The sequence below is a fragment of the Amycolatopsis keratiniphila genome (assembly GCF_000400635.2).
GTDB lineage: Bacteria > Actinomycetota > Actinomycetes > Mycobacteriales > Pseudonocardiaceae > Amycolatopsis > Amycolatopsis keratiniphila.
Map to the genome: position 1 here is coordinate 4,386,507 of NC_021252.1, position 23,292 is coordinate 4,409,798.

General features: G+C 68.8%; 20 protein-coding genes. 8 read left to right on the top strand and 12 right to left on the bottom strand.

Going from position 1 to position 23,292, the window contains the following annotated elements:
• Positions 1–12: 12 nt before the first annotated feature.
• Together AORI_RS61015 and AORI_RS61020 are read right to left on the bottom strand one after the other, a co-directional pair.
• A complete protein-coding gene (locus AORI_RS61015; RefSeq protein ID WP_016334348.1) occupies positions 13–1,572 on the bottom strand; it encodes a discoidin domain-containing protein in 1,560 nt (519 codons plus the stop codon).
• Positions 1,573–1,660: 88 nt separating this feature from the next.
• Positions 1,661–3,229 (bottom strand): discoidin domain-containing protein, encoded by a 1,569-nt coding sequence (locus AORI_RS61020; RefSeq protein ID WP_016334349.1) that lies wholly within the window; start codon positions 3,227–3,229, stop codon positions 1,661–1,663.
• Positions 3,230–3,402: 173 nt separating this feature from the next.
• On the opposite strand from AORI_RS61020, the gene AORI_RS61025 reads away from it, so the two are divergent.
• From AORI_RS61025 to AORI_RS61045, 5 genes are all read left to right on the top strand, one after another.
• Entirely contained in the window at positions 3,403–4,938 is a 1,536-nt protein-coding gene (locus AORI_RS61025; protein ID WP_016334350.1) for a PucR family transcriptional regulator, read from the top strand.
• Positions 4,939–5,045: 107 nt separating this feature from the next.
• Entirely contained in the window at positions 5,046–6,308 is a 1,263-nt protein-coding gene (locus AORI_RS61030) for an NAD(P)/FAD-dependent oxidoreductase (protein WP_016334351.1), read from the top strand.
• Entirely contained in the window at positions 6,308–6,478 is a 171-nt protein-coding gene (locus AORI_RS83900; RefSeq protein WP_016334352.1) for a hypothetical protein, read from the top strand. The genes AORI_RS61030 and AORI_RS83900 overlap by 1 nt, the downstream gene beginning before the upstream one ends.
• A gap of 90 nt (positions 6,479–6,568) precedes the next feature.
• Complete coding sequence (locus AORI_RS61040; protein WP_016334353.1) at positions 6,569–7,015, top strand: GreA/GreB family elongation factor; 447 nt, start codon at positions 6,569–6,571, stop codon at positions 7,013–7,015.
• Between the two features lie 98 nt (positions 7,016–7,113).
• Positions 7,114–8,019, top strand: coding sequence for an ornithine cyclodeaminase family protein (locus AORI_RS61045; protein WP_016334354.1), 906 nt, complete (start codon positions 7,114–7,116; stop codon positions 8,017–8,019).
• 13 nt (positions 8,020–8,032) lie between these two features.
• On the opposite strand, the gene AORI_RS61050 is transcribed toward AORI_RS61045, so the two are convergent.
• The 6 genes from AORI_RS61050 to AORI_RS61075 form a co-directional block, all read right to left on the bottom strand.
• Positions 8,033–8,407, bottom strand: coding sequence for a hypothetical protein (locus AORI_RS61050; protein ID WP_123798436.1), 375 nt, complete (start codon positions 8,405–8,407; stop codon positions 8,033–8,035).
• 10 nt (positions 8,408–8,417) lie between these two features.
• Positions 8,418–10,721: a CHAT domain-containing protein gene (locus AORI_RS61055; protein WP_016334356.1), complete on the bottom strand. Its 2,304-nt coding sequence runs from the start codon at positions 10,719–10,721 to the stop codon at positions 8,418–8,420.
• Positions 10,722–10,917: 196 nt separating this feature from the next.
• Positions 10,918–12,534 (bottom strand): carboxylesterase/lipase family protein, encoded by a 1,617-nt coding sequence (locus AORI_RS61060; protein WP_016334357.1) that lies wholly within the window; start codon positions 12,532–12,534, stop codon positions 10,918–10,920.
• Positions 12,535–13,115: 581 nt separating this feature from the next.
• Positions 13,116–15,290: a xanthine dehydrogenase family protein molybdopterin-binding subunit gene (locus AORI_RS61065; protein WP_016334358.1), complete on the bottom strand. Its 2,175-nt coding sequence runs from the start codon at positions 15,288–15,290 to the stop codon at positions 13,116–13,118.
• The gene (locus tag AORI_RS61070) at positions 15,287–16,249 is read right to left on the bottom strand and encodes an FAD binding domain-containing protein (protein ID WP_016334359.1); all 963 of its coding nucleotides are present in this window, start codon (positions 16,247–16,249) and stop codon (positions 15,287–15,289) included. Before AORI_RS61070 ends, AORI_RS61065 begins: the two co-directional genes overlap by 4 nt.
• Positions 16,236–16,688 (bottom strand): (2Fe-2S)-binding protein, encoded by a 453-nt coding sequence (locus AORI_RS61075; protein ID WP_016334360.1) that lies wholly within the window; start codon positions 16,686–16,688, stop codon positions 16,236–16,238. The genes AORI_RS61070 and AORI_RS61075 overlap by 14 nt, the downstream gene beginning before the upstream one ends.
• 223 nt (positions 16,689–16,911) lie before the next feature.
• Here AORI_RS61075 and AORI_RS61080 point away from each other — a divergent pair, with 223 nt between their 5' ends.
• The gene (locus AORI_RS61080) at positions 16,912–17,487 is read left to right on the top strand and encodes a TetR/AcrR family transcriptional regulator (protein ID WP_016334361.1); all 576 of its coding nucleotides are present in this window, start codon (positions 16,912–16,914) and stop codon (positions 17,485–17,487) included.
• 19 nt (positions 17,488–17,506) lie between these two features.
• Here AORI_RS61080 and AORI_RS61085 read toward each other — a convergent pair whose 3' ends face one another.
• Both AORI_RS61085 and AORI_RS61090 read right to left on the bottom strand, forming a co-directional pair.
• Positions 17,507–18,088 carry a TetR/AcrR family transcriptional regulator gene (locus tag AORI_RS61085; protein ID WP_016334362.1) on the bottom strand — a complete coding sequence of 194 codons (582 nt, stop codon included), beginning with the start codon at positions 18,086–18,088 and terminating at the stop codon, positions 17,507–17,509.
• Between the two features lie 47 nt (positions 18,089–18,135).
• Complete coding sequence (locus AORI_RS61090) at positions 18,136–19,098, bottom strand: quinone oxidoreductase family protein (RefSeq protein ID WP_016334363.1); 963 nt, start codon at positions 19,096–19,098, stop codon at positions 18,136–18,138.
• 127 nt (positions 19,099–19,225) lie between these two features.
• Here AORI_RS61090 and AORI_RS61095 point away from each other — a divergent pair, with 127 nt between their 5' ends.
• Both AORI_RS61095 and AORI_RS61100 read left to right on the top strand, forming a co-directional pair.
• The gene (locus AORI_RS61095; protein ID WP_016334364.1) at positions 19,226–19,678 is read left to right on the top strand and encodes a nuclear transport factor 2 family protein; all 453 of its coding nucleotides are present in this window, start codon (positions 19,226–19,228) and stop codon (positions 19,676–19,678) included.
• Positions 19,675–20,871, top strand: coding sequence for an epoxide hydrolase family protein (locus AORI_RS61100; RefSeq protein ID WP_016334365.1), 1,197 nt, complete (start codon positions 19,675–19,677; stop codon positions 20,869–20,871). The genes AORI_RS61095 and AORI_RS61100 overlap by 4 nt, the downstream gene beginning before the upstream one ends.
• Before the next feature lie 10 nt (positions 20,872–20,881).
• On the opposite strand, the gene AORI_RS61105 is transcribed toward AORI_RS61100, so the two are convergent.
• Positions 20,882–22,621 (bottom strand): pyruvate dehydrogenase, encoded by a 1,740-nt coding sequence (locus tag AORI_RS61105; RefSeq protein ID WP_016334366.1) that lies wholly within the window; start codon positions 22,619–22,621, stop codon positions 20,882–20,884.
• A 70-nt stretch (positions 22,622–22,691) separates the two neighbouring features.
• A complete protein-coding gene (locus AORI_RS61110; protein ID WP_016334367.1) occupies positions 22,692–23,282 on the bottom strand; it encodes an isochorismatase family protein in 591 nt (196 codons plus the stop codon).
• Positions 23,283–23,292 lie beyond the last annotated feature (10 nt).

The window sequence follows — 23,292 nt, forward strand, 5'->3', positions numbered from 1 at the left end:
GTCTCCTTCCCGTCACCGGCAGCGGTACGGGCCTGCTTTGTCGAGCAGTTCGCCGTTGGTGCCGATGATTTCCCAGGAATAGGTCTTCCCCTTGAGGACCAGCTTCATCACCCCGTGCTTACCCAGGATCTTCTCGACGCCTTCACGGGCTTTGTAATCGAGGTACAGGCTGTCGCCACCGATACCGGCGATGACCGAACGCACCCCGTTGGCCTCGTCGACGTGACCGTTGACGTCCAGCGGCTTCGTCCGCTCGTAATGGTGGTCGTGCCCGGCGAACACGACGTCCGCCTTCGCCCTGGCCAGCTCGTTCCACAACGGCGCCACGCTCTTCGCGTCACCGGAGTTCCCCGAATTGAAGCGCGGGTGGTGCCAGTAGCCCGCGACACAGGACTTCTTGGTCTTCGCGAGGTCCTTGCGCAGCCACGCCACCTGCTCGGCGCCGCCGCCGTTGTACACCGGGTCCGAATCGAGCGCGACGAAGTGGAAGTCACCGACGTCGAAGCTGTAGTACGGCTTCCCCTTCGGCGTCGCGATCTTCCCGAAGTACTGCTTGTACCCCGCCAGCTCGTTGTTCCACTCGTGGTTGCCCGGGGTGGGTTTGGTGATCTTCTTGAACCTGCCCCAGGTCTTGTCGTAGTAGGTCCGGAACTCTTCGATGGTGCCGTCGACGTACTGGTTGTCGCCCACGGTGAGCACGTACCGCGGGTTGATCCTGGCGACGAGCTCCGCCGTCTGCTGGTGTTCGGACGGCAGTTCCGGCTTGGCGATGTCGCCGGCGAGCGCGATGACGATGCCGTCGGACGGTGTCGGCCTGGTGGCCGCCTTCACCGGCGCGGTCGACCCGGAAAGATTCCCTGCCGCGTCCCGCGCCCTCACCGCGTACTGGAAGTCGAAGCCCGACGCCAGCGACGTGTCGGTGTAGGACGTCGTCGCGGACCTGCCGATGACGTTGCCGTTGCGCAGGATCTCGTATTCGACGACCCCGACGTTGTCGCTCGCCGGATCCCAGCCGAGCGTGATGGTCTCGGTGGTGGACGACGCCTGCCGGAGCCCGGTCGGCACCGACGGCGGCTGGATGTCGCCGTCGCCGGTCCGGACGCCGTAGACCTCCAGCTCCCACAGCGAGTATCCGTAAACGGTCGCCCGTGCCGTGCCGAGGATCCGGACGTGCCGGGCGGAGGTGTTTAGCCCGGTGAACTCGTCCAGGCCGCCGTCGCTACCTGCCACGGTCTTCACGTCCCGCCAGTTCTGGCCGTCGTCGGACGCCTGGACCTGGTAGTCCTTCGCATGCGCCGATTCCCAGAAGATCTTGATCCGGCTGATGTCCGCCGGGCCGCCGAGATCGACCGCGATCCACTGTGGATCGCCCTCCAGACTCGCCCACCGGGTCGTCGAATCGCCGTCGACGGCGAGAGCGCCGCTGAAACCCTCGTTCTCGACGGTGGAGGTCGTGGTCCGTTTGTTGACCGACAGCAGTGATTCCACCGGTACGGCCGTGGCGCTGGAAGCGATCACGGGCTGAGCGAGCAGGACGATCGCCGCGATCGCGGCGGTGCCCGGCTTCACCATTCGATTCACCTGTTACTCCTGGTTGGGCCTACGTCGTGGTGGAACACGGACCGGGCCCGGTGCCGTACGCGGCACCGGGCCCCATCCGTCAGCGGCAGGTGTACGGACCCGCCTTGTCGAGCACGTTCCCGTTGGTGTCGTGGATCTCCCAGGAGTAGGACTTCCCGTTCAGCATCAGCTTCATGACGCCGTGCTTGGCGAGGATCTTTTCCACCCCTTCGCGGGCCTTGTAGTCCGTGTAGAGGTAGTCGCCACCGATACCGGCGATGACCGAGCGCACCCCGTTGGCCTCGTCGATGTGGCCGTTGACGTCCAGCGGCTTCGTCCGCTCGTAATGGTGGTCGTGCCCCGTGATCACCAGGTCCGCCTTGACCCTGGCCAGCTCGTTCCACAGCGGGGCCATCTGCTTCTTGTCACCGGAATTCCCCGAGTTGAAGCGGGGGTGGTGCCAGTACCCGATGACACAGGACTTCGTGTTCTTCGCCAGGTCGTTGCGCAGCCAGGTCACCTGCTCGGAACCGCCGCCGGTGTAGATCGGGTTCGAGTCCATCGCGACGAAGTGGAAGTCACCGATGTCGTAGCTGTAGTACGGCAGGCCCTGCGGGTACGCGATCGCACCGAAGTACTCCTTGTACCCCCTGAGCTGGTCGTCCCATTCGTGGTTGCCCGTCGTAGGTTTGGTGATGCTCTTGAACTTGCCCCACGTCTTGTCGTAATGCGCGCGGTACTCGGAGATCGTGCCCTTGTGATACTGGTTGTCGCCCACGGTGAGCACGTACTGCGGGTTGATCCTGGCGACCTGGTTCGCCGTCCCCTGATGGGTGGAGAAGAGCTCCGGGTTGGCGATGTCACCCGCGAGCGCGAGGGTGACCGGGCCGGTGCCGCCGGGCTGCGTCGCGGCCCTGACGACCGCGCTCGCCGCGGAGACGTTGCCCGCCGCGTCCCGTGCCCGCACGGAGTAGCCGAACTCCACTCCGGACGCCAGCCCGCTGTCGGTGTAGGAGGTCGTCGCGGTGGTTCCGACGACGTTCCCGTCACGGAGCACCTCGTACTCGGTGACCCCGACATTGTCGGTGGACGCGGTCCAATTGAGGGTCACGCTGTCGGCAGTGGTGGCCGTCGAGGCGAGACCGGTGGGCACCGTCGGCGCCTGCGTGTCGCCGCCGCCGACGCGGTCGCCGTAGACCTCCAGCTCCCACAGCGAATAGCCGTAGGTCGTACCGCGGGCCGTGCCGTGGATGCGGATGTGCCGGGCGGAGGCGTTGAGGCCGAGGTGCTCGTCGATGCCGCCGTCGCCGCCGACGATCGACTTGATGTCGGTCCAGGTCCGGCCGTCGGCCGAGCCCTGGATCTTGTAGGTCTTGGCGTAGGCGACTTCCCAGTTCAGCCTGACCTTGGTGACGGTCGCGGTGCCGCCGAGGTCGACGGCGATCCACTGCGGATCGACCATCTCCTCGCTCGCCCATCGGGTCGTGGTGTTGCCGTCGACGGCGTTGGCCCCGCCGAACTCGGCGCCCTCGACCGACGACGTGGTGGTCGGTTTGCCCGCCGACAGCAGGGATTCCGCCTGCGCGGTGGAACCCGAAGAAATCAATGTCTGCCCCAGCAAGGCCAGGGTCGCCACCGCGACACCGGCCAGGGGTGTTCTCCGTTTCATGCGAACTCCTCGACGTTGCGGAGTCGGCGAGTACCGGCGGTGGGCGGCGACTGTCAGCCGGAGTCGCTTAGTTAAGTAAGTTTCCTAACGATCGCAGTGTAAAAGGTCCTTAAAGTCACAGTCAACGGGTGATCGCGCGGTGCCCGGCACCATTTGATGGCAGGGTCGCGGCCATGGTGACGCTGGATCGGCTCGTGAACGTCCTCGGTGGGTACGGGGCGCGGTTGTGGTACTGCCCGGTGTCGCGCGAGGTGGCCTTGCGCGACGTGGTCATGCACGACGCCGCCGATCCCCGTGACCTGCGCGGGGACGTGTACCTCGCCGTCGGCGCGGACTCGGTCGCGGCGGCCGTCGACCTGGCCGCGGCGGCACAGGCCTCGGTCGTCCTGGTCCGTGGCTCGTCGCCGGATCCCGAGGCCGCCGAACGGGCGGAACGCGGCGGCGTCGCCGTGCTGCTGGTGGACCCGGACGTGTCCTGGGGCCAGCTCGCCGGCGTGGTCTACGGCCTCGTGCTGGAGGGACGCGAGACCGAGTCCGGCCGGGGGCCGACCGACCTGTTCGCGCTCGCCGACAGCCTGGCGGACGCGCTCGGCAGCGCGGTGACCATCGAAGACCGGCTGTCCCGGGTCCTCGCCTACTCCAGCCGCCAGCACCTGGCCGACCGGGCACGGCTGGAAACGATCCTCGGCAGGCTCGTCCCGGAGCCGGTCCGCGAGCTGTTCGAACGGCGGGGCGTGTTCCGGCACCTCGCCGAATCCGACGAGCCGCTGTTCGTCGAGGCCGATCCCGAACACGGGCTCACCGGGCGCATGGTCGTCGCGGTCCGCGCGGGCCGCGAGCTGCTGGGCTCGATCTGGGTGGAATGCGACCGGCCGCTGTCCGACGCCCGGCGCGCGGTCCTGCGGGACAGCTCGCGCACGGTCGGCCTGCATCTGCTGCGTTCACGGGCGAGCGCGGATCTGGAGCGGCAGGTCGAATCCGATCTGGTGATCCGGCTGGTCGAGGGAACACCGGACGCGGCGGCCGTGCTCAGCAGGCTGGGGCTTCCGCCAGGGCGGTTCCGGGTGATCGCGCTGCAGGCCCATATCGGCGACGAGCGCCACGCCGCGCTGCTGCTCGCGTTCGAGCGGGCGACCACCGGTTTCGGCTGGTCACGTCCGGGCCGCAGCACGCTGTTCAGCAACACCGTCTACACCGTCCTGCCCGGGGACGACGTCGAGGCGGCCAGGGCGTGGGTCGCCTCGATCCGCGAGGCGCTGCCCCGGCAGGTGACGATGCTGGCCGGCATCGGGGCCGGTGCGGGGTCGGCGGAGCTGCCCGCCAGCAGACTGGAAGCCGATGAGTGTCTCGCGCTGCACAGCGTGCGTCCCGGCACGAAATCCGCGATCGCCTACGACGAGGCCTGGGACGACATCCTGGTGCAACGGCTGCGGGCGGCCGCCGCGTCCGGCCGGGCGCCCGCCCGCGGCCCGATCACCGAGTTGCGGCGGCACGACAACGCGAACGCCACCAGCTACGTCGCGACACTGCGCGCCTGGCTCGAAGCGCAGGGGGATCTCGCGGAGGCGGCCGAGCGGCTGAACGTGCACCCCAACACGATCCGCTACCGGCTCCGGAAGATGGCCGAAGTGACCGAACTGCGCCTCGACCAGCCCGCGAAACGGCTGGCAATGATCATCGAACTGGCCGTGTCCGAACCCGCCCCTTGACCGTTCCGGCCAAAACGATCCGCCCAGGTTGTCCGATCCGGACAATCGACACCGCCCGGATTCGAGCCATCCTGACCGCGACAGCACCACTCGTAGCGGAGGAATTCATGGGCGATCTCGACCGGATCGACGGCGGCCCGCGTTCGGCGATCGTGATCGGGGCCGGCGTGGTCGGCCTGTCGACCGCGTGGTTCCTGCAGGAACGCGGCGTCAGTGTCACGGTGGTCGACCGCGCGGGCATCGCGGCGGGCGCGTCGTGGGGCAACGCGGGCTGGCTCTCGCCCGGGCTCTCGATCCCGCTCAACGAACCCGGCGTACTGCGCTACGGGCTGCGGACGCTGCTGGACCGCCAGGCCCCGCTGCACGTTCCGCCGTCGCCCGATCCGCGGCTGTGGTCGTTCCTCGCCCGGTTCGCCGCGAACTGCACCGGTCGCTCCTGGACCCGCGCGGTCGAGGCGAACGCACCGCTGAACGACGAATGCCTGGAAGCCTTCGACGTCCTCACCGCGAACGGGGTGGACGCGCCGACCATCGAAGCGCCGATCACGGCGGCGTTCGAGACCGCCGACCAGGCCGCCGGGCTGATCGGCGAACTGCGGCGGATCGAGCAAGCAGGCCAAGGCATCTCCTGCACCCGCCTCACCGCGGCCGACCTCGCCGAACGGTTTCCCCAGGCCACGGCCAGGCTCGGCGCGGGCGTCCGGATCGACGGGCAGCGCTACGTGGACCCGGGCCGGTTCGTCGAGTCGCTGGCGCGATCGGTGGTGAGCCGGGGCGGCACGATCCGCCACAAGTTCGAGGTCGCATCCCTGCGCGCGTACCGTCACGCGCTGAGCGTCCGCTCGAAGTCCGGACAGACCGTGAACGCCAACGCGGTCGTGCTGGCGACCGGGGCCTGGCTCGGAGGTCTTGGCCGGAAGCGGGGCGTCAAGGTCCCAGTCCGGGCCGGACGCGGCTACTCCTTCACCGTGCCGACCGACGAACCGGTGCCCGGACCGCTCTACCTGCCGGACATCCGCGTGGCGTGCACGCCGTACCGCGAAGGGCTCCGCGTGGCCGGGACGATGGAGTTCCGGAAACCGGACGCGCGGCTGGATCCGGCCAGGATCGCCGCGATCATCGCCTCGGCGCGGCCTTTCCTCACCGGACTGGACTGGGAGCGGCGCACCGACGAATGGGTCGGTTCCCGTCCCGTCACCACCGACGGGCGGCACGTCATCGGCGCGACGAGCACACCCGGGCTCTACGTCGCGGGCGGACACGGGATGTGGGGACTGACCCACGGCCCGATCACCGGACGCCTGCTGGCCGAGCACATCACCACCGGCAAACAGCCGGAGGCCCTGCGTCCCTTCGACCCCCTCCGCTGATGGCCCCGGACAACGGAACACCGGCCGAAGAACAGTCCGAAGTGGACCGGCTCCGCGCCGAGAACGCGCTGCTGCGCGCAGAGAAGGACCTGCTGCTGAAGGCCGCGATCGGATTCGCCACCGACGCGGGTGCCTTCCAGCGGCGGTCTCGTGAACCCGAGACCCGCTGACCGAAGCGGGACTCATCGAAGGTCTGTGGGGGCTGGGTCCTTTCCGCGCCCGGCCCCCACAGACGTACCCACCGAAAGGCGATCATCACCATGTCAGGCCCTTGGCTGACCAAGGAAGCGCACGCTCGGCTGGTGCGGGAGCTCGCGACGTTGCGACGCCCCGGCACCGACGACCGGTACGGCGACGACGAAATCGCGCACAAAACCCATCGGCAGGCCCGGATCCGGCAGATCGAGGACATGCTGCGCGGTGCCGTCGTCGGACAGGATCCGCCCGACGACGGGATCGCCGAGCCCGGCATGGTGCTCACCGTCCGGTACGACGACGGCGACACCGAGACCTTCCTGCTCGGTACCCGCGACGAGGCCGGACACGGCGAACTCGAGGTCTACTCCCCCGATTCCCCGCTCGGCCGCGCCCTGCACGGCGCGAAACCGGGTGACCGGCGGGAATATCGCGTGCCGAGCGGCGGGGCGGTCCACGTCACGTTGCTGGACGCCAAGCCGTACGGGCGGCATCGGGAGACCGCTCACTGACGCGAAAGCCATCCGGTGCGGGCTAGCCTCTCGACGATGCCCGCTAGTAGGTTCGCGGTGGCGGAGTTACCGGTGAGTTGATTCGAGTGGGGAGGATCGTGGACGTCGTGACCCTGGGCCCGGACGAGATCCGGTCCGCCGTGTCCATGCCCGCCGCGATCGCCGCGGTACGTAACGGGTTTCTCGCCCTGCACCGCGGTGAATTCGAAATGCCGACGCGAACCGTGCTGCGCGACGGCGGATTCCTCGTGATGTCGGCGCACCACCGCCCGACCGCGTCGGCGATGATCAAGACCTTGAGCCTCGATTTCGACCGCGACCCGGCCATCGTCGGTACGGTCGTCCGGAGCGAGCTCGGCCACGGCCGTCAGCTCGTCGCCGACGCCATCGAGGTGACCCGCATCCGCACCGGCGCCGCCACCGGCGTCGCGACCGACTTGCTGGCCCCGCCGGACGCGAAGACCTGCACCCTCGTCGGCGCGGGCGGGCAGGCGGCCGACCAGGTCCGTGCCGTGCACGCCGTCCGGCCGTTGACCGAACTCAGGATCGTCAGCCGCGGACGCGAACGCGCCGAAGCGCTCGCGAAGACACTCGGCGCGGAGTTGGGGATCGGCGCCGTCGTCCTCACCGATCCCGATGAGGCCGTTCGCGACGTGGACATCGTCTGTTGCGCGACGACGTCCACCATGCCCCTGTTCTCCCTCGAATCGCTGGCCGAACACGCCCACGTCAACGCCATCGGCGCGTACCGCCCCACCATGCGGGAACTCCCGGACGACCTGCTCGCCGACGCGACCGTCGTCATCGACGCACGAGAGGCGATCCTCGAGGAATCCGGTGAGATCATCCACGCCCTCGCGTCGGGAGCCATCACCGAGGACGACCTCATCGAGTTGGGATCCGCGCTGGCCGAAGGAGTCGTGAAGTCAGGCGGCCGTACGGTCTTCAAGTCCGTCGGGGTGGCCGCTCAGGACTGGGCGATCGCCGATCTTCTCGCGCAGTAGGCGGCATGGTCGGTCAACTCGGCAACCGGGTGTCCTCACGGGACATCGGCGCGCCGGAGGCACGGGTCTCGGCGGGGATGTGCTCCTCGTCCGCGGGTTTCCGGCGACGTCCGTCCAGGAACCACTCGACGCCGAAGTCGTCAGAGCGGGCCACCATGATCAGCAGCACCACCAGATAGGCGAAGAAACCCGCCGCGAGGCCGACACCGTAAGCACCGAACAGCCGGCTCCCGGCCGGGAACAGGGCGAGTACCGCCCCACCGCCGACGGCGCCGAGCAGCGCGGCGAGATCGGACAAGCCGATCTCGCCGGTCCGGTACCTGTTGACGAAGTACAGGTTCCAGCCGAGCACGAAGCCGAAAGCGCCGGCACCGATCAACTCCCACATCGCCACTTCCTCATTCCTTGAGCGTCAGACGGAGATCAGGACGCGCCAGCGCTAGATAGCTCAGCCCCGCCACGCTGCCGGTCCGGAGGAGTTCGAGACGGCTCGCCCGGATCGCGTCGCCGAGTTCGCGGTCCGCGCCGAGCACCAGCGGCACGAGATGATCGGCGAACCGGCACGCCGTCGTCTCCCCCACGTCGATCTCGGTACCGACGATCCCGCCCGCGCCCGCCCACAACAGCCGCTGCGTCAACGGATTCGGCTGGTCGTCACCCAGCGCGGCGGTACTGCACCCGTTGAGCAGGACCAGCGGCCGCGAGCGCCACAGCCGGTAGAGGTCGTCGGGCAGGCCGCGCGCGGACAGCCGTTCGCCGTCGCCGATCTCCACCCAGCCGATGCCCTGTTCCTCGTCGACGCCGCCGTGGCAGTACAGGTAGATCAGGCTGGGCTGCACGGCTCGCAGCCGGGCGAGCAGCCCGGCACACCGGTTCTCCTCGTACCAAGTCACTCCCGGCAGCAGCTCCCGGAGCCGGCGCAAATGCCTGTCCCGCAGGACGAACGCGGGATCCATGGCCTTTCCCAGCACGAGGGCGGGCGGATCCGCGGATTCCGCCGGCCGGTCCGGTACCGGGCGGTCCGTTCCCAGCGACGGTGGGCTGCCCAGGAGAAGCCGGAATCCCCAGAAACCGGCCGGGCACACCACCGTGTCCGAGTCCGAGAGACAACGCCCGCCGAAGCAGCGTGGCTCGATACGGGCGTTCAAGTCGTCGAAGAACGCGCGACAGGCACGCAGTTCGGCCGAACCGACCTCGGCCAGGGGGAAGTCGTAGACGATCGCGGCGGGGAGGGGCTGCGCGCAGCCGTCCGGCCAGACCACCTGCACGCGGACCCGGTCCCGGAGCCGCTGCCACAGCGGCACGGGATCCAGCCCGGCCCGCACGAGCGCCGGGTCGATCCGCGGCCGGATCGCGGTGTAGACGTTCCGGCCGTGCAACGCCAAAGCGCCGAGCGCGGAATCGATCGATCCCTGCGCCGCTTCGAGCCGCCGATACAGGTCACGGGCGCGGGCTTGCAGCCGGTCCAGATGCGCAGCGGGGATGCCTGCGGCCATCGCCACCGCCCCGTCGGCGAAGAAGACATGGATCCCATGCTCGTCGGCGGTGTTGTGATTGACCATGATGCTCAGGGCATGCGGTGCGACGGTGTCCAAAAGAGACGGATCGAGGCCGTATCCGGCCGCATAGTCCAGCTCTGTTCGCCAGCCGCCACGGTCCTCCGGCCAACCGATGTCCGCATCGACGGCGAACGACTGCCAAAGGACGCCGCGGCAATACAGGCCGACCCGCAGCCGCCTCCGCGCCGGTCGCACCGGGGTGCGGAGGTCGAACACGATACGTCCGGCGTCCCCGGCGCCGAGCCTGACGCGCCGGGTCAGCGCCCCCGTGACCATCGGCCGTAGCCCGGCCGGGGTGCTGTCGAAGGCCACTACGTCGAGAGGCACCTCTCTGCTCGTGTCCGCGCCGGGCAGCTCGCCGATGTCCACCCACAGCACGTATCCGGTGTCCGGAGTCAACGAAACGTCCGACGGCGCCTGCCCTCCGGCGAGATCCGAGATTCCGACACGGACCGGCCGGATTCCGGGTTCCGGCAGCCCGCGCGGTGGCTGAGGGGGCGGCGGCTTGTCGCCGCGACGACGGACGAAACGCAGCCCGGCGAGGGCGGCCGCGGCGAGCAGCAGGCCGCCGAGGATCGCGAGCCACGTCTGCCGTGGAAGATCGAGAAGCGTGGTGTTCTCCGCGGACTGTGCCGGTGTCGGCTGGGCCGTCTCGGAGGTGGCCAGCACGGTGACGGTCGCGAGGAGGATCCGCGTGCCCGCGGGGCGCCGCGCGTACCCGGTCGGCGACTTCGAGGTCGGCTCGGGGGAGGATTCTTCGACGATCGGGCTCGTGAACGTGGCGGGCGGGCTCGTGGTCACCGGCCCGGTCGTGGTGGTGGGTGGCTTCCGCGTCGACGTCGACGGAGCACCAACGCGGTGGCACGGCTGGCAATGGAGTTCGGTGGGGCCCGGTGGCTGCCCGGAGGCGACCTCGAGCCTGCCCCGGAGTGGCCCCCGGCTCGCACTCGAGCACGGGGCGCTGGGTTGCCCGCCGAAGTAGAGCATGCAGTTTTCGTCGGCGGCCACGCCGTACTTGACGATGTCGTGAGCGGAGCCTGGGCGAACCTGCGCGGGGAGGACGTCCTGCTGCGCCGACGCCGGGAGGGCGACGGCGAGCAGGATGACCACCGTCGCGACGACGGCTGCCCGTGGGCGCGACATCCGATCCTCCCCACCGTCAGTGCACGCACAGGGGGACGATTGTGGTCCGCGACCGGGGTGAAGACCAGCAGGTGCCGTCCGAATCCACCATCCGGGGGCGCGGGATCGCCGTGGTGCCCCCGAATCGGCCCAGCCCGGGCCCGGATCCGGTGGCGGAGCGCGACCGGGGGCAACACCTTCGATACCGGGAATCCGGTCAGCGCTCTTCAGCGAACGGGGTCAGCTTGTTCCAGAATCCGCAATGATGCTGACGCGGGATGTCGGTCGTGAGCCTGCTGTCGCCCGCCGCGTTGAGCGACATGACGACGGGATTCCGGTCGGTGTAGCGATCCCACCGAGGAGTGCCGTCCACGGTCGGGTCACCGGTGCGCGCGAACCCGGTCCACTGGGCGACGAGCTGCTCGGAAAGAACCTGCTGATTCGGATCGAGCTCGACGCCGTCCGGGAACAGCAGGAGCCATTCGGCGATGTGATAGGCGCCGTTCGGTTTGGTGGGGTCGAGGAAGAACTGCGGCGGGACGTCCGTGTCGTCCATCTGATAGGTGAAGACCGGGATGTGCCGGGCCAGCCGCTGGTTGTTCAGCATGGAGGGGCAGACCGAGTTGGAGTCGGCCACGATGGTCCGGAAGGCGAGGAACGGGGCGGGCGCGGGGAACCGGACCAGCGGATACGTGCGGTGGACCGCCGCGGCGTGCTTACCGTACTGCTGGCGCACCAGCGTCTCGTAGTCGGCCGGAGTCGAGGCGGAAGGCAGCTGGGTCTCGTCGCGGGCGACCCCGTGCATCAGTGCGACGTCGTTGACCCGCCCGGTGGCGAAGGCCTCCCCCGGCGACATCGGCAAGGTCTTCCCGTCCACGATCGGCGCGACCGTCCCGTTGTCGGGATTCCTGCCGTGATCCGCCTGCTTGAGCAACGCCGCGGCAGGCGCCTTGCGCAGGCAGGCGGCCGCTTCGACGATGTCGCCGCAGCCGACAGCGGCGGCGAACCGGGCCCCGGCGCGCTGAGCCTGCGCTTCGGTGGGCAGCTTCGCCTTGCAGTCCTGTGCCTGCCATACGGTGTCGACGCCGAGCAGCGAGTTGTACTCGCCGCTTTCGCTGATACCGCGCTGGAACAATCCCGCCGACGCGGGCGAGATCGTATGGGCGCAGACGCTGGATCCACCGGCGGAAGCACCGTAGATCGTGACGTTGCGCGGGTCGCCGCCGAACCGCGAGATGTTGCGCTGCACCCAGCGCAACGCGGCCTGCTGATCCTGCAACCCGTAGTTCCCGGCCTGCGCGCCGAACGCCTCGTGGGCCAGGAAGCCGAAGATCCCCAGCCGGTAATTGACCTCCACGCTGATCACGTTGCCCGCCGTCACCAGACGACTCGCGTCCTGCGGTTTCCACAGCAGGAATCCGCCGCCGTGGAGCTGCACCATCACGGCGAGCGGACCGGGATCGCGCTTGGCAGGCACCCGAACGGTCAGGTTGAGGCAGTCCTCGTCGTCCGATCCCGGCCCCGCACCGGCCGGTTGCGCGCACTGAGTGCCCTCGGTCGTCGCGACGAACGGCTCGGTCCACGGGGTCGGCCGCCGCGGCGGCTTCCACCGCAGTTCCCCCGTCGGCGGTGCGGCATAACGGATCCCTTGCCACGACGTGACCGAGGCGCCCGCGACACCGCACACCGGGCCGTCATCGGTCGTGACCGTGGTACCCGGTGAACAGGGTGGGTTCGCTTCGCGTAGATCACCGGCAATGGACGCCGACCCTGCCAACGGCGTCATCAGCACAACGGCGGCCACGACGGCGGCCACCTTTCGGTCGAGTCTCATCCGTCCTCCTTCACTCCCGCCCGGCACGAGGGGGACGACCACGGAACGGCCTACCGGTGTGGGCACGACGGCGACAGCGCTCGTCTCCCGATCTTTCCAGTCTGGCCACGCCGAAGACCGGCGCAACCACCGTTCGGTCGCGCCGGAATTGTCAAATCGAGGGAGGAAATGGTCTTTCGCCGAGAGGATCGAATCAACTGACCGGTATGAGGGCGCGCCGCTCGGTGCGTCGGATGCCGATCGGTTATCAGCGCTTGATCAACGGAGCATCGAGGACACTCAACGTCCCAAATCCTCCGATGATCAACCCACGATCCCCAGGCTTGCAGCCGAGTGGGGAGGATTTGGGACGTTCAACGTCCCTAATCCTCCCCACTCAAATCGACTCACCTGTACGAGGGGCCGCCACTCGGCGAGCCGGATGCCGACGATGTGGGAATCGGGACGTTGAGTGTCCCGATTCCCACATCGTCAAGGGACCGATCGGACATCAGCGCTTGATCAACGGAGCATCGGGGACACTCAACGTCCCTAATCCTCCCCACCCGAATCAACTGACCGGAACGACTACCACCGCACCCCTACGACTCGTCGAGCAGATCTTCGATCAGGATCGGGATGTGCCGCACCCGGATGCCGGTGGCGTTGTGGACGGCGTTCGCCACCGCCGCCGCCATCCCGACGATGCCGATCTCGCCGAGCCCCTTCGCACCGACCGAGTTGTGCAACGTGTCCGGGTATTCGACGAACTGGACGTCGACCTCGGGGATATCCGCATTGACCGGGATCAGATAGCTCGCGAAATCCCCATTGGCGAGCCGACCGTTTTCCTCGATCTCCAGCCCCTCGTGCAGCGCGGCCGAGACACCCCAGATCATGCCGCCCATGATCTGGCTCCGAGCCGCCGTCGGGTTGATGATCCGGCCGGCGTCGAACACCCCGAGCATGCGGGACACCCGGATCTCGCGCGTCCACTTGTGCACGCGGACTTCGCAGAACTGGGCGCCGAACGAGCTGAACGAATGTTTCGTCAGCTCCTCGCCGGGCGCCGAAGAGCCGGTCACGGAAAGCGACGGCCGGTCCAGAGCCCGCAACAGCTCGCCGAAGGTCATCATCCGTTCCCCGGCCTGCACGCGACCGTCCGCGTAGGCGACCTCCATGCCTTCGAACGGCGCGCCCGGAGCCGACGCCAGTGCCAGCAGTTCGTCGATCGCCTTGGCGGCGGCGACCATGATGGCCGTTCCGGCGCTCGCGGTCGCCGTCGAACCACCGGACATGCCTCCGGACGGGAGGCGCGAGTCACCGAGCCGCGGCTTGACCCGATCCGGCGAGATGTCGAGCGACTCCCCGCCGACGAGGGAGAGCACGGTCAGCAGACCGGTTCCCGGGTCGGCCCCGCTCGTCGCGACGGCGGCCGTGTCGTCGGGCAGCAGGGTGATCTCGACGGTGGCCGGGAACCTCAGCGCGGGGAACATGGCGGTGGCCGTGCCCATGCCGACGAGCCAATCGCCGTCGGTCCGTCCTTCGGGTGAGCGATCCGCCCAGCCGAACCGTTCCGCGCCGATCCGGAAGCATTCGTCGAGGTGCTTGCTCGACCACTGCAGGTCCTTGCCGGGCGGAGCGGTCGAATTGTTCCGCTGCCGCAGTTCGATCGGGTCCATGCGCAGCGCGATCGCGAGTTCGTCGATCGCGCTTTCCAGCGCGAAGGAGCCGGGTGCCTCCCCCGGCGCCCGCATGAACGTCGTCGGCGGGATGTTGAGCGGCACCATCTTCTGGCTGATGGCCAGGTTGCGGGTGGCGTACCACTCGCGCGAAGTACCGTGCGAGGTCGGCTCGACAAACGACCGGTCCATGGGCGTGCTGCACCACGAGTCGTGCTGGAGCGCGTTCAGCGTGCCGTCGTGTTCCGCGCCGAGCGAGATCTTCTGCACCGTCGCGGCACGGCCCGCGGTCGCGGTGAAGACCTGTTCCCGGCTGAGCACGGCCTTCACCGGCCTGTCCAGTGCCCTCGCCGCGGCTGCGGCGAGGAACGCCGGGGTGGACGTGTGCCCCTTGCCGCCGAACGCACCGCCCACGAACGGGTTCACCGCGTGCACCTCGGACGGTTCCACGCCCAGCGCCATCGCCAGCTCCGCCGCCTGCAGATCGGAGCCCTGGTTGCCGCTGTGGATCGTGAGGCCGTCAGCCCCCCAGACCGCGACCGCGGAATGCGGTTCCATCGCGGCATGGTGCTGCGTCGCGGTGGTGTACGTGGCCTCGACGACCACTGGACTCGCCGCGAGCGCGTCTTCGATCGACTCGACACCGTCGGCGAGGATCGCGAGGGTCGACGGGCCACCCCTCCCCTCCGGCGCCTCTTCGGCCGAGGCGAGGCCGTCCTGCAGCGAAGTCAGGGCAGGCCGGGGCAGATAGGACACTTCGACCAGCATCGCCGCGTCACGCGCCTGCTCGTACGTCTCGGCGACCACGAAGCCGATCGGCTGGCCGTAGTAGGTGACTTCTTTGTCCTGCAAAGGAACCCAGGTCTCACCCATGACCGGCGTCGCGGGCGTGTGCAACTCCAGCGGATCGAACGGGGTGTACACACCGACCACGCCCGGAGCGCCCTTCGCCGCCGTGACGTCCATCGTGTCGATCTCGCCGCGGGCGATCGTGCTCAGGACGACGTAGCCGTGGACCAGCCCGGGAAAGGCGTGGTCCGCCCCGTACTCGGCCCGGCCCGTGACCTTCAGCGGCCCGTCCACCCTGCTGGTCATGAGCGGTTCCCTTCGGTCAGTTCGAGCAGCGCGCGGACGATGGTCCGCCGCAGCAACGACGGCTTGAACGCGTTCGCCGCCAGCGGGCGCGCGCCCTCGGCGGCAAGCGACGCGGCCTCTTCGAAAGCGGTCACGGTCGCGGGCGCACCCCGCAGGGCCTCCTCGACGGCGGGCAGCCGCCACGGCACGGTCGCCACACCGCCGGCCGCGACCCGGGCGTCGACGATGCGCGAGTCCTCCACCCGCAGCGCGACCGCCGCGGAACACAGCGCGAATTCGTAGGACTGCCTGTCGCGAACCTTCACGTACGTGGAGTTTGTCGCCCAGTCCAGCCGAGGGACCACGACCTCGGCGATCAGTTCACCGGGCCGCAGATCGGTCTCGACCTCGGGAGTGTCGCCGGGCTGCCGATAGAACGAGGCCAGCTCGACGGTGCGAGTCCCGGTGTCGCTGACCAGCCGAACCTGCGCGTCGAGGGCGACCAGGGCGACGGCGACGTCGCTGGCGTGGGTCGCCACGCACGAATCGCTCGTACCCAGCACCGCGTGCATCCGGTTGGCGCCCGAGATGGCCGGGCAGCCACTGCCGGGGTCTCGCCGGTTGCACGGCATGGCGACGTCTCGGAAGTACGAGCAGCGCGTGCGCTGCATGAGGTTGCCGCCGATGCTGGCCATGTTCCGGATCTGCTGGGAGGCGCTGAGCAGAAGCGCGCGGGAGATCACCGGGTACACCCCGGCGTGTCCGGCGATGTCGCTCATCCGTTCCAGCGCGCCGAACCGCAGCCCGTCGGTGGTGTCGATGCCGCGCAGCGGTACCGCGTTGATGTCCAGGACCTGTCGCGGGGTCAGGACGTTCAGCTTCATCAGGTCGACGAGTGTGGTGCCGCCCGCGAGGAAGGTGCCTGGCGAAGCGACCGCGTCTTCGACGGTCTCGGGTGCGAGCAGCTCAAAGGGACGCATCGGCCCTCCTCGCCTGCTCGACCGCCGCGACGATGTTCGGGTACGCCGCGCACCGGCAGAGGTTGCCGGACATGAACTCGCGGACGTCCTCGACGCCCTGCTCGACGGCGGCGACCGCCGACATGATCTGCCCGGAGGTGCAGAACCCGCACTGGAGGGCGTCCTGGTCGACGAACGCCTGCTGAACCGGATGCAGACCGTCCTCAGTAGACAGTGCTTCGACCGTGGTCACCGGCTGTTTCACGGTGGCGGCCAAGGTGAGACACGACAGCACCGGCCGTCCGCCGACGTGCACCGTGCAGGCGCCGCACTGCCCCCTGTCGCAGCCCTTCTTCGGCCCCGTGACGGAGAGCCGCTCCCGCAGCGTGTCCAGCAGGGTCACCCCGGGATCGACGCTCAGGTGTTCCGTCCTGCCATTGACTTCGAGTGAGATGTCCACTGAAACTCTTTCCGCAGATCGCCCCGGCCGCGGCCCGGACGGCGTAGGTTGAGGTGGTGGGAGTCCGTTCGTGAATCGAAACGGATATTCATCCGCTTCGATTTCAAGTTAGCGGAACACGATCCACCCGGCAAGGTCGTGCCCACTCCTGGAGTCGCTCCAGGTTTTCCGGTCCCCTCGGCTACATTCAGCGGAGAACGGGATCGGCGGACAGGAGGGGCGGATGACGACGGGTTCGGTCAATCCCCGGCGCGCGGACACCCGGCGCAACCACGAGCGCATCCTCGCCACCGCCGCGAAGTCACTGGCCTGCTCCGGCGAAGTCTCGTTCAACGCCATCGCGAAGCAGGCCGAGGTCGGCGTCGGCACGGTGTACCGGCACTTCCCCACCCCGGAAGCCCTCATCCTGGCGGTGTACCGGCGCGAGGTGCGCCAGCTCGTCGAGATCGTGCCCACCCTGCTCGAGAAGTACCCGCCGGAACAGGCGTTCCGAGTGTGGACGACCGACCACCTGGCGCACTACATGATGACCAAACGCGGCTTGGCCGACGCCTTGCGTGCCGCGGGAGCCTCACGCGGAGAGCTGCCGGCGGGGGCCTATCAGGACATGGTCCGTGCGGTCTCCACCTTGCTGCAGGCCAACGTCGACGCCGGCACCGTCCGCGCGGACCTGAAGCCCGAGACCGTTCTGCGCGGACTCGGCGGCCTGCTCTACCTCGACCCGAAAGGCGAATGGCGGCACGACGTCGCGAGCCTTCTCGACCTGCTTTGGCGCGGGATGGGCACCGGCCGGGCCTGATCGTCCACAGTGGACGGCGTCAGCCGCGCAAGTAGTCCAGGTACAGGTCGAGCGCCGCCTCGAGGTGGTCCGCGGAGCCGGTGGACATCAGGATCGTCACCCCGCCCTGGATCGCGGCGATCAACGCGGCCGCGGCGCGGACCGGGTCGACGTCACGGCCGATGTCCCCGCTCTCCCGCATTTCCTCGATACCGGCCTGGACCTGACGTTGCCATTGCTCCAGCAGTTGCTTCGTGACCGCCTGCGCGGCGGGAGTATGCCTGCCGATCTCGGTGATCAGCACCCCGAGCGGGCAGTGCACCCCCTGCCGCCGGTAGCGCCGGACCACCACGTCACGCCACTTCTCCCACGCCTCCCACGAGGTCAACCGCCCGAGGTAGGGCTGCTGGTCCTCGATCACCTGCCCGGCTTCCCATTCGGCCACGGCGAGGAGCAGTTGTTCCTTGCCCTCGGGGAAGTAGTGGAACAGCTGGCTCTTGCCCGTTCCGCTACGGCGGCCGATGTCGTCGAGGGTCGCCGTAGCGACGCCGTGCTCACGGATCTCGTCCGCCGCGGCTTCGATGATCCGCTGCCGCGTCGCGGCGCCCTTCTTCGTGAGCACGAAAGCCTCCCGGAATGTACTCGGCGGTCCATTGTCCCTCGTCGGCATCACGGCATCAGCAGCAGCTTCCCCGAGGTACGACGGGACTCGATGTCGCGGTGCGCCTGTGCCGCGTCGGCGAGGGCGTAGCGACCCCCGATATACGGCGTCACCTGCCCCTTCCGGACGAACTCGAACAGCTCGTTCGCCCGCCGCACCAGTGCCTCGCGAGTGGGCACGTGGTCGACGACGGACGGATAGGACAGCAGGATGCTGTTCGGCAGATCCGCCGGACGGAACGGGGGATTGCCGTTCACCACGCCGTAGTAGGCGTGCACGCCGTGGCGGCGCAACGCCAGCTGGGACGAGTGGAACGTCGCCGTGCCGCCGCCGTCGTACACGACGTGTGCGCCTTCACCGCCGGTCAGCTCTCGAACCTTTCGCTCGAAGCCACTCCCGGCGGACACCAGCACATGGTCCGCGCCGGCCTTCTTCGCCACCGGGGTCTTCTCCTCGCGTGACACCAGCCCGATCACGGTGCCGCCGCGAGCCTTGATCAGCTGGGTCAGGATGACCCCGACCCCGCCCGCCGCCGAGTGCACGACGGCCGTGTCGCCCGGCTGGATCGCGTACGTCTCCGTCGTGAAATGGTTCGCGGTCAAGCCCTGCATCAGGATGGCGGCCGCGGTCTCGTCGTCGATGTCGCCGGGCACCCGCACCAGCGACCGCGCCGGGATGGCGAGCCGTTCGGCGTAGCTGCCCTTGTGGTAGCGCCAAGCGACACGGTCGCCGACGGCGAAGTCTTCGACGCCCGGCCCCAGCGCCGTGACGATGCCCATACCTTCGACACCCAGCACGGTCGGGACCGACCAGGTGGGCAGCGGCATCTTGCGGGCGCCGGTGTCCATGAAGTTCACCCCGGCCACGCCCAGCCGCACGGCGACCTCGCCGTCATTCGGCGCCGGGTCCGGGAACTCCGCCCAGGTCATGACTTCCGGGCCGCCGTATTCGCTGATGTGGATCGCGTGCATGAGGGCAACGTAGGTCCGAAAAAATGTACCGGCAAGTACAGAAGCGATCCCTCGAGACTGTACTTGCCGGTCCATTTTTTCGTCGGCATCCTCGGCCGGGTCAACCTCACCGAACGAAGGAAAGCCGATGGACGACCTCACCCGGCTGGTGGCGGTGGAGGACGTGCGACGCCTGATGGCTCGCTACGTCTACAGCGCCGACCATCATCGATGGGACGACCTCGCGGCCCTGTTCACGTCCGACGCGCCGTTCGTCGCCTCCACAGTGGACGGATCGATCCAGGCGCGAATGACCGGCTGCGCCGAGATCGCCGACCGGCTCAAAGCCCGCAATCAAGCCGATTCCGTGCTGATACACCACCTGTTCTCCAGCGAGATCGACATCGAGTCGCCGGATTCGGTGGCCGGTGTCTGGGCCATGGAGGACATCGTCACCACGCCGCACGACGGCGAAATGCACGGCTATGGCCATTACCGGGTGCGCTTCACCCGCTCGGACGGCCGATGGCTCATCACCGAACTTCACATCACCAGGCTCCGCCTGGACTGGACCCACCCGGACAAGGAGAACCGATCATGACCCTCGACCCGTTCGTCATCGACGTCGAACAGGACGTCCTCGACGATCTCCGGAGACGACTCAAGGCCACCAGGTTCGCGCCCGATCTGGACAACGAAGACGAGGCCTTCGGGCTGAGTACCGCCTATCTCAAGCCGATCGTGGAGTACTGGGCCGACGGTTTCGATTGGCGAGCCGTCGAAGCCCGGTTGAACGAGTACTCGCACCATCGCGTCGACGTCGACGGCACCCCGGTGCATTTCATCCGCGAGCCGGGAAAAGGTCCCGCGCCGATCCCGCTGCTGCTCATGCACGGCTGGCCGTGGACCTTCTGGGACTGGAGCAAGGTCATCCACCCGCTCGCCGACCCGGCCTCGCACGGCGGCGACCCCGCGGACGCCTTCGACGTCATCGTCCCTTCGTTGCCCGGCTTCGCGTTCTCCACTCCGCTGACGAACGGCAAGGAGAACTTCGTCAGCATGGCCGATCGGTTCCACACGCTGATGACCGATGTGCTCGGCCACCGGCGTTTCGGGGTCGGCGCGGCCGATTACGGCGCGCTGGTCGGAGCGCAGCTCGGCCACAAATACGCCCGCTCGCTCCACGGCATCCACCTCGGCAACGAGATGCCGCTGACGATCTTCCAGGGCGAACGCCACTGGGATCTCACCGGCGGTGCGCCGATCGACGGCCTGCCCGACATGGTCAACTTCGTCGACACCTACGTTTCCCATGTCGCGACGCATATGCTCGACGCGCAGACGATCACGCACGGCCTGAACGACTCCCCGATCGGGATGCTCGCGTGGATCCTCAAGCGGTGGAAGAAGTGGAGCGACCAGAACGGGGTCTTCGAGGACTCCTATCCGGTCGACCACATCCTCACCAACGCGACGATCTACTGGGTCAACCAGGCCATCGGCTCGTCGATCCGCGCCTACAAGAACGTCAACCGGCATCCGTGGCGGCCCTCGCACGACCGGACGCCGGCGGTCGAGGCGCCGGCCGGGTTCACCTTCCACCTCGGGGACGCCGCGCCGCCGGGAGCCCACGACCGCGAACGCCGCGTCGCCGCGTTCAAGGAAGCGGCCGGTCCCGTCTACGCGGACGTGCGGCAGGTGAACGTCCACGAGAAGGGCGGCCACTTCGGACCGTGGGAAAACCCGGAAGCGTGGATCGAAGACCTGCGCGCCACGTTCCGCCCACTGCGCTGAGCAGGCGGTCTCACGGCCGCGGGATGTTGCGGAGGTTCGCCCGGGCGAGGTCGATCATCCGGCCGACCCCGCCTTCGAGCACGACCTTGCTCGCCGCCAAAGCGAATCCGCCGAGCTGCCCGGCGGTGATATGCGGTGGGACCGACAGCGCGTTCGGGTCGGTCACGACGTCCACCAGTGCGGGCCCGTCGTGGCTGAGCGCTTCTTTGAGCGCCGAGCGCAGCCGGGTCGGGTCGGTCACCCGTTCGGCACGCAGGCCCGCGCCACTGGCGATGGCGGCGAAATCGACCGGACGGTGGTCGGTCTGGTAGTCGGGCAGGCCGTCCACCAGCATCTCCAGCTTCACCATGCCGAGCGAGGAGTTGTTGAACGTCACGATCTTGACCGGCAGATCGTGCAAGGCCACGGTGAGCAGTTCGCCGAGCAGCATGCCCAGTCCCCCGTCGCCGGACATCGAGACGACCTGGCGTCCCGGGTAGGCGAACTGAGCGCCGATGGCGTGCGGCAGGGCGTTGGCCATCGTGCCGTGCAGGAACGATCCGATCACCCGGCGGCGCCCGTTGGGCGTGAGGTACCGGGCCGCCCACACGTTGCACATGCCGGTGTCGACGGTGAAGATCGCGTCGTCCGCGGCGAGTTCGTCGAGGAGATCCGCGGCGAATTCCGGATGGATGGGCACATGCCGCTCGACGTTGCGGGTGTAGGCGTCGACGACCTGTTCCAGCGTCTTGCAGTGATCACGCAACATCCGGTCCAGGAAGGTGCGGTCGGTCTTGCGCCGCAGGAGCGGCAGCACGGCTCGCAGGGTCTCCCGCACGTCGCCGTGCACCGCCAGCTCCAGCGGGGTGCGACGGCCAAGGCGGGTCGCGTCGTGGTCGACCTGCACGGTCCGCGCCTGGGGAAGGAAGGAGTCATAAGGGAAATCGGTGCCGAGCAGGACCAGCAGATCCGCGTCGTGCATGGCCCGGTAGCAGGCGCCGTAGCCGAGCAGACCGCTCATTCCGACGTCGAACGGGTTGTCGTACTGGATCCACTCCTTGCCGCGCAGGCTGTGGCCGACCGGCGCCTGCACGGTCTCGGCCAGCTCCATCACCTCGGCATGCGCGCCGCGCACGCCGGCACCGGCGAACACGGTGACGGTTTCGGCGTCGTTGATCAGCTGGGCGAGCCGTGCCACCTGTGGTTCGGGCGGCACGACCGTCCCGTGCTCGGTGACCGGCACGCCGTTCCCGGTGGGCGCCACGGCGTCGAGGTGCGCGACGTCGCCGGGCAACACCAGCACCGACACCTCGCCGCGGGACAACGCGTGCTGCATGGCGATCCGCAGCACCCTCGGCATCTGGGCGGGCCTGCTGATCTGCTCGCAATAGCCACTGCAGTCGACGAACAGCCGCTCGGGATGGGTCTCCTGGAAGAACCCGGTCCCGATCTGGCCGGACGGGATATGCGAGGCGAGCGCGAGAACCGGGGCTCCCGTGCGGTGCGCGTCGTAGAGTCCTTGCACCAGATGGGTGTTGCCGGGGCCGCAGCTACCGGCGCACACCGCGAGCCGCCCGGTCAGCTGGGCCTCGGCCGCCGCCGCGAACGCGCCGGCCTCCTCGTTGCGGACATGCACCCATTCGATGCCCGGAGTACGGCGGATCGCGTCGACGATGGGGTTGAGGCTGTCTCCGACCACGCCGTAGATCCGCTCGACCCCGGCCTGAACCAGGACTTGGACGAACTGCTCGGCGACGTTGGGCTTGGCCATCAGGACCCCTTCGATGCTTCGGCGGCGGGAACACCTTCATGATCCACGCGCGAGCGCGGCCGCGCAGGTCCTAACCGAGCTCTGCCGAGGAACCGACGACGACCGCGTAGAGATCACCGATCGTGGCGAGCGCCGCGCGGTGCTGTTCCGCGGCGGTCACCGGGCCGTCGACCGACGGGAGCGGGCGCGTGGCACAGGCGGCGGCCACCACCGTCGGGCTGTTCCCGCGCAGGAACGCGCCCTCCGCCGTGAACGTGACACACATGTGGGTCATGAACCCGGCCACGACGACGTTCCGGTGCCCGGCGGCGTCGACCAGTTCCCCCAGCCGGGTTCCGACGAACGAGTTCGGCGCGGTCTTCACTACGACCTCCTCGCCGGGGGCCGGGGCGACCCGCTCGTGGATCCGGCCGATGTCCTGCTGGAGGTCGTACGGGCTGCCCTCGCCCCCGTCGTGCATGACGTGAATGACCGTCGCGCCCGCTGCCCGGGCGCGCGCCAGCAACGTGGCCGCCTCGTCGAGCGCCGCTTCCCAGCCGTCGAGTTCCATCACGCCGCGCGTGTACGTGTTCTGGTAGTCGACGAGGATCACCGTGGCGTCCGAGAGCGCCGCGGGAGCCGTCGGCAGGGTGCTGATTTCGCGGAGAGTGGTGCTGGTCATCGTGTTTCCT

Bases quoted from the DNA above. Each gene is read 5' to 3' on its own strand.
- AORI_RS61025 (WP_016334350.1), top strand. From the start codon at position 3,403: ATGGTGACGCTGGATCGGCTCGTGAACGTCCTCGGTGGGTACGGGGCG.
- AORI_RS61105 (WP_016334366.1), bottom strand. From the start codon at position 22,621: ATGGCCAAGCCCAACGTCGCCGAGCAGTTCGTCCAAGTCCTGGTTCAG.
- AORI_RS61040 (WP_016334353.1), top strand. From the start codon at position 6,569: ATGTCAGGCCCTTGGCTGACCAAGGAAGCGCACGCTCGGCTGGTGCGG.
- AORI_RS61110 (WP_016334367.1), bottom strand. From the start codon at position 23,282: ATGACCAGCACCACTCTCCGCGAAATCAGCACCCTGCCGACGGCTCCC.
- AORI_RS61030 (WP_016334351.1), top strand. From the start codon at position 5,046: ATGGGCGATCTCGACCGGATCGACGGCGGCCCGCGTTCGGCGATCGTG.
- AORI_RS61070 (WP_016334359.1), bottom strand. From the start codon at position 16,249: ATGCGTCCCTTTGAGCTGCTCGCACCCGAGACCGTCGAAGACGCGGTC.
- AORI_RS61080 (WP_016334361.1), top strand. From the start codon at position 16,912: ATGACGACGGGTTCGGTCAATCCCCGGCGCGCGGACACCCGGCGCAAC.
- AORI_RS83900 (WP_016334352.1), top strand. From the start codon at position 6,308: ATGGCCCCGGACAACGGAACACCGGCCGAAGAACAGTCCGAAGTGGAC.
- AORI_RS61020 (WP_016334349.1), bottom strand. From the start codon at position 3,229: ATGAAACGGAGAACACCCCTGGCCGGTGTCGCGGTGGCGACCCTGGCC.
- AORI_RS61015 (WP_016334348.1), bottom strand. From the start codon at position 1,572: ATGGTGAAGCCGGGCACCGCCGCGATCGCGGCGATCGTCCTGCTCGCT.
- AORI_RS61055 (WP_016334356.1), bottom strand. From the start codon at position 10,721: ATGTCGCGCCCACGGGCAGCCGTCGTCGCGACGGTGGTCATCCTGCTC.
- AORI_RS61050 (WP_123798436.1), bottom strand. From the start codon at position 8,407: ATGTGGGAGTTGATCGGTGCCGGCGCTTTCGGCTTCGTGCTCGGCTGG.
- AORI_RS61095 (WP_016334364.1), top strand. From the start codon at position 19,226: ATGGACGACCTCACCCGGCTGGTGGCGGTGGAGGACGTGCGACGCCTG.
- AORI_RS61065 (WP_016334358.1), bottom strand. From the start codon at position 15,290: ATGACCAGCAGGGTGGACGGGCCGCTGAAGGTCACGGGCCGGGCCGAG.
- AORI_RS61090 (WP_016334363.1), bottom strand. From the start codon at position 19,098: ATGCACGCGATCCACATCAGCGAATACGGCGGCCCGGAAGTCATGACC.
- AORI_RS61100 (WP_016334365.1), top strand. From the start codon at position 19,675: ATGACCCTCGACCCGTTCGTCATCGACGTCGAACAGGACGTCCTCGAC.
- AORI_RS61060 (WP_016334357.1), bottom strand. From the start codon at position 12,534: ATGAGACTCGACCGAAAGGTGGCCGCCGTCGTGGCCGCCGTTGTGCTG.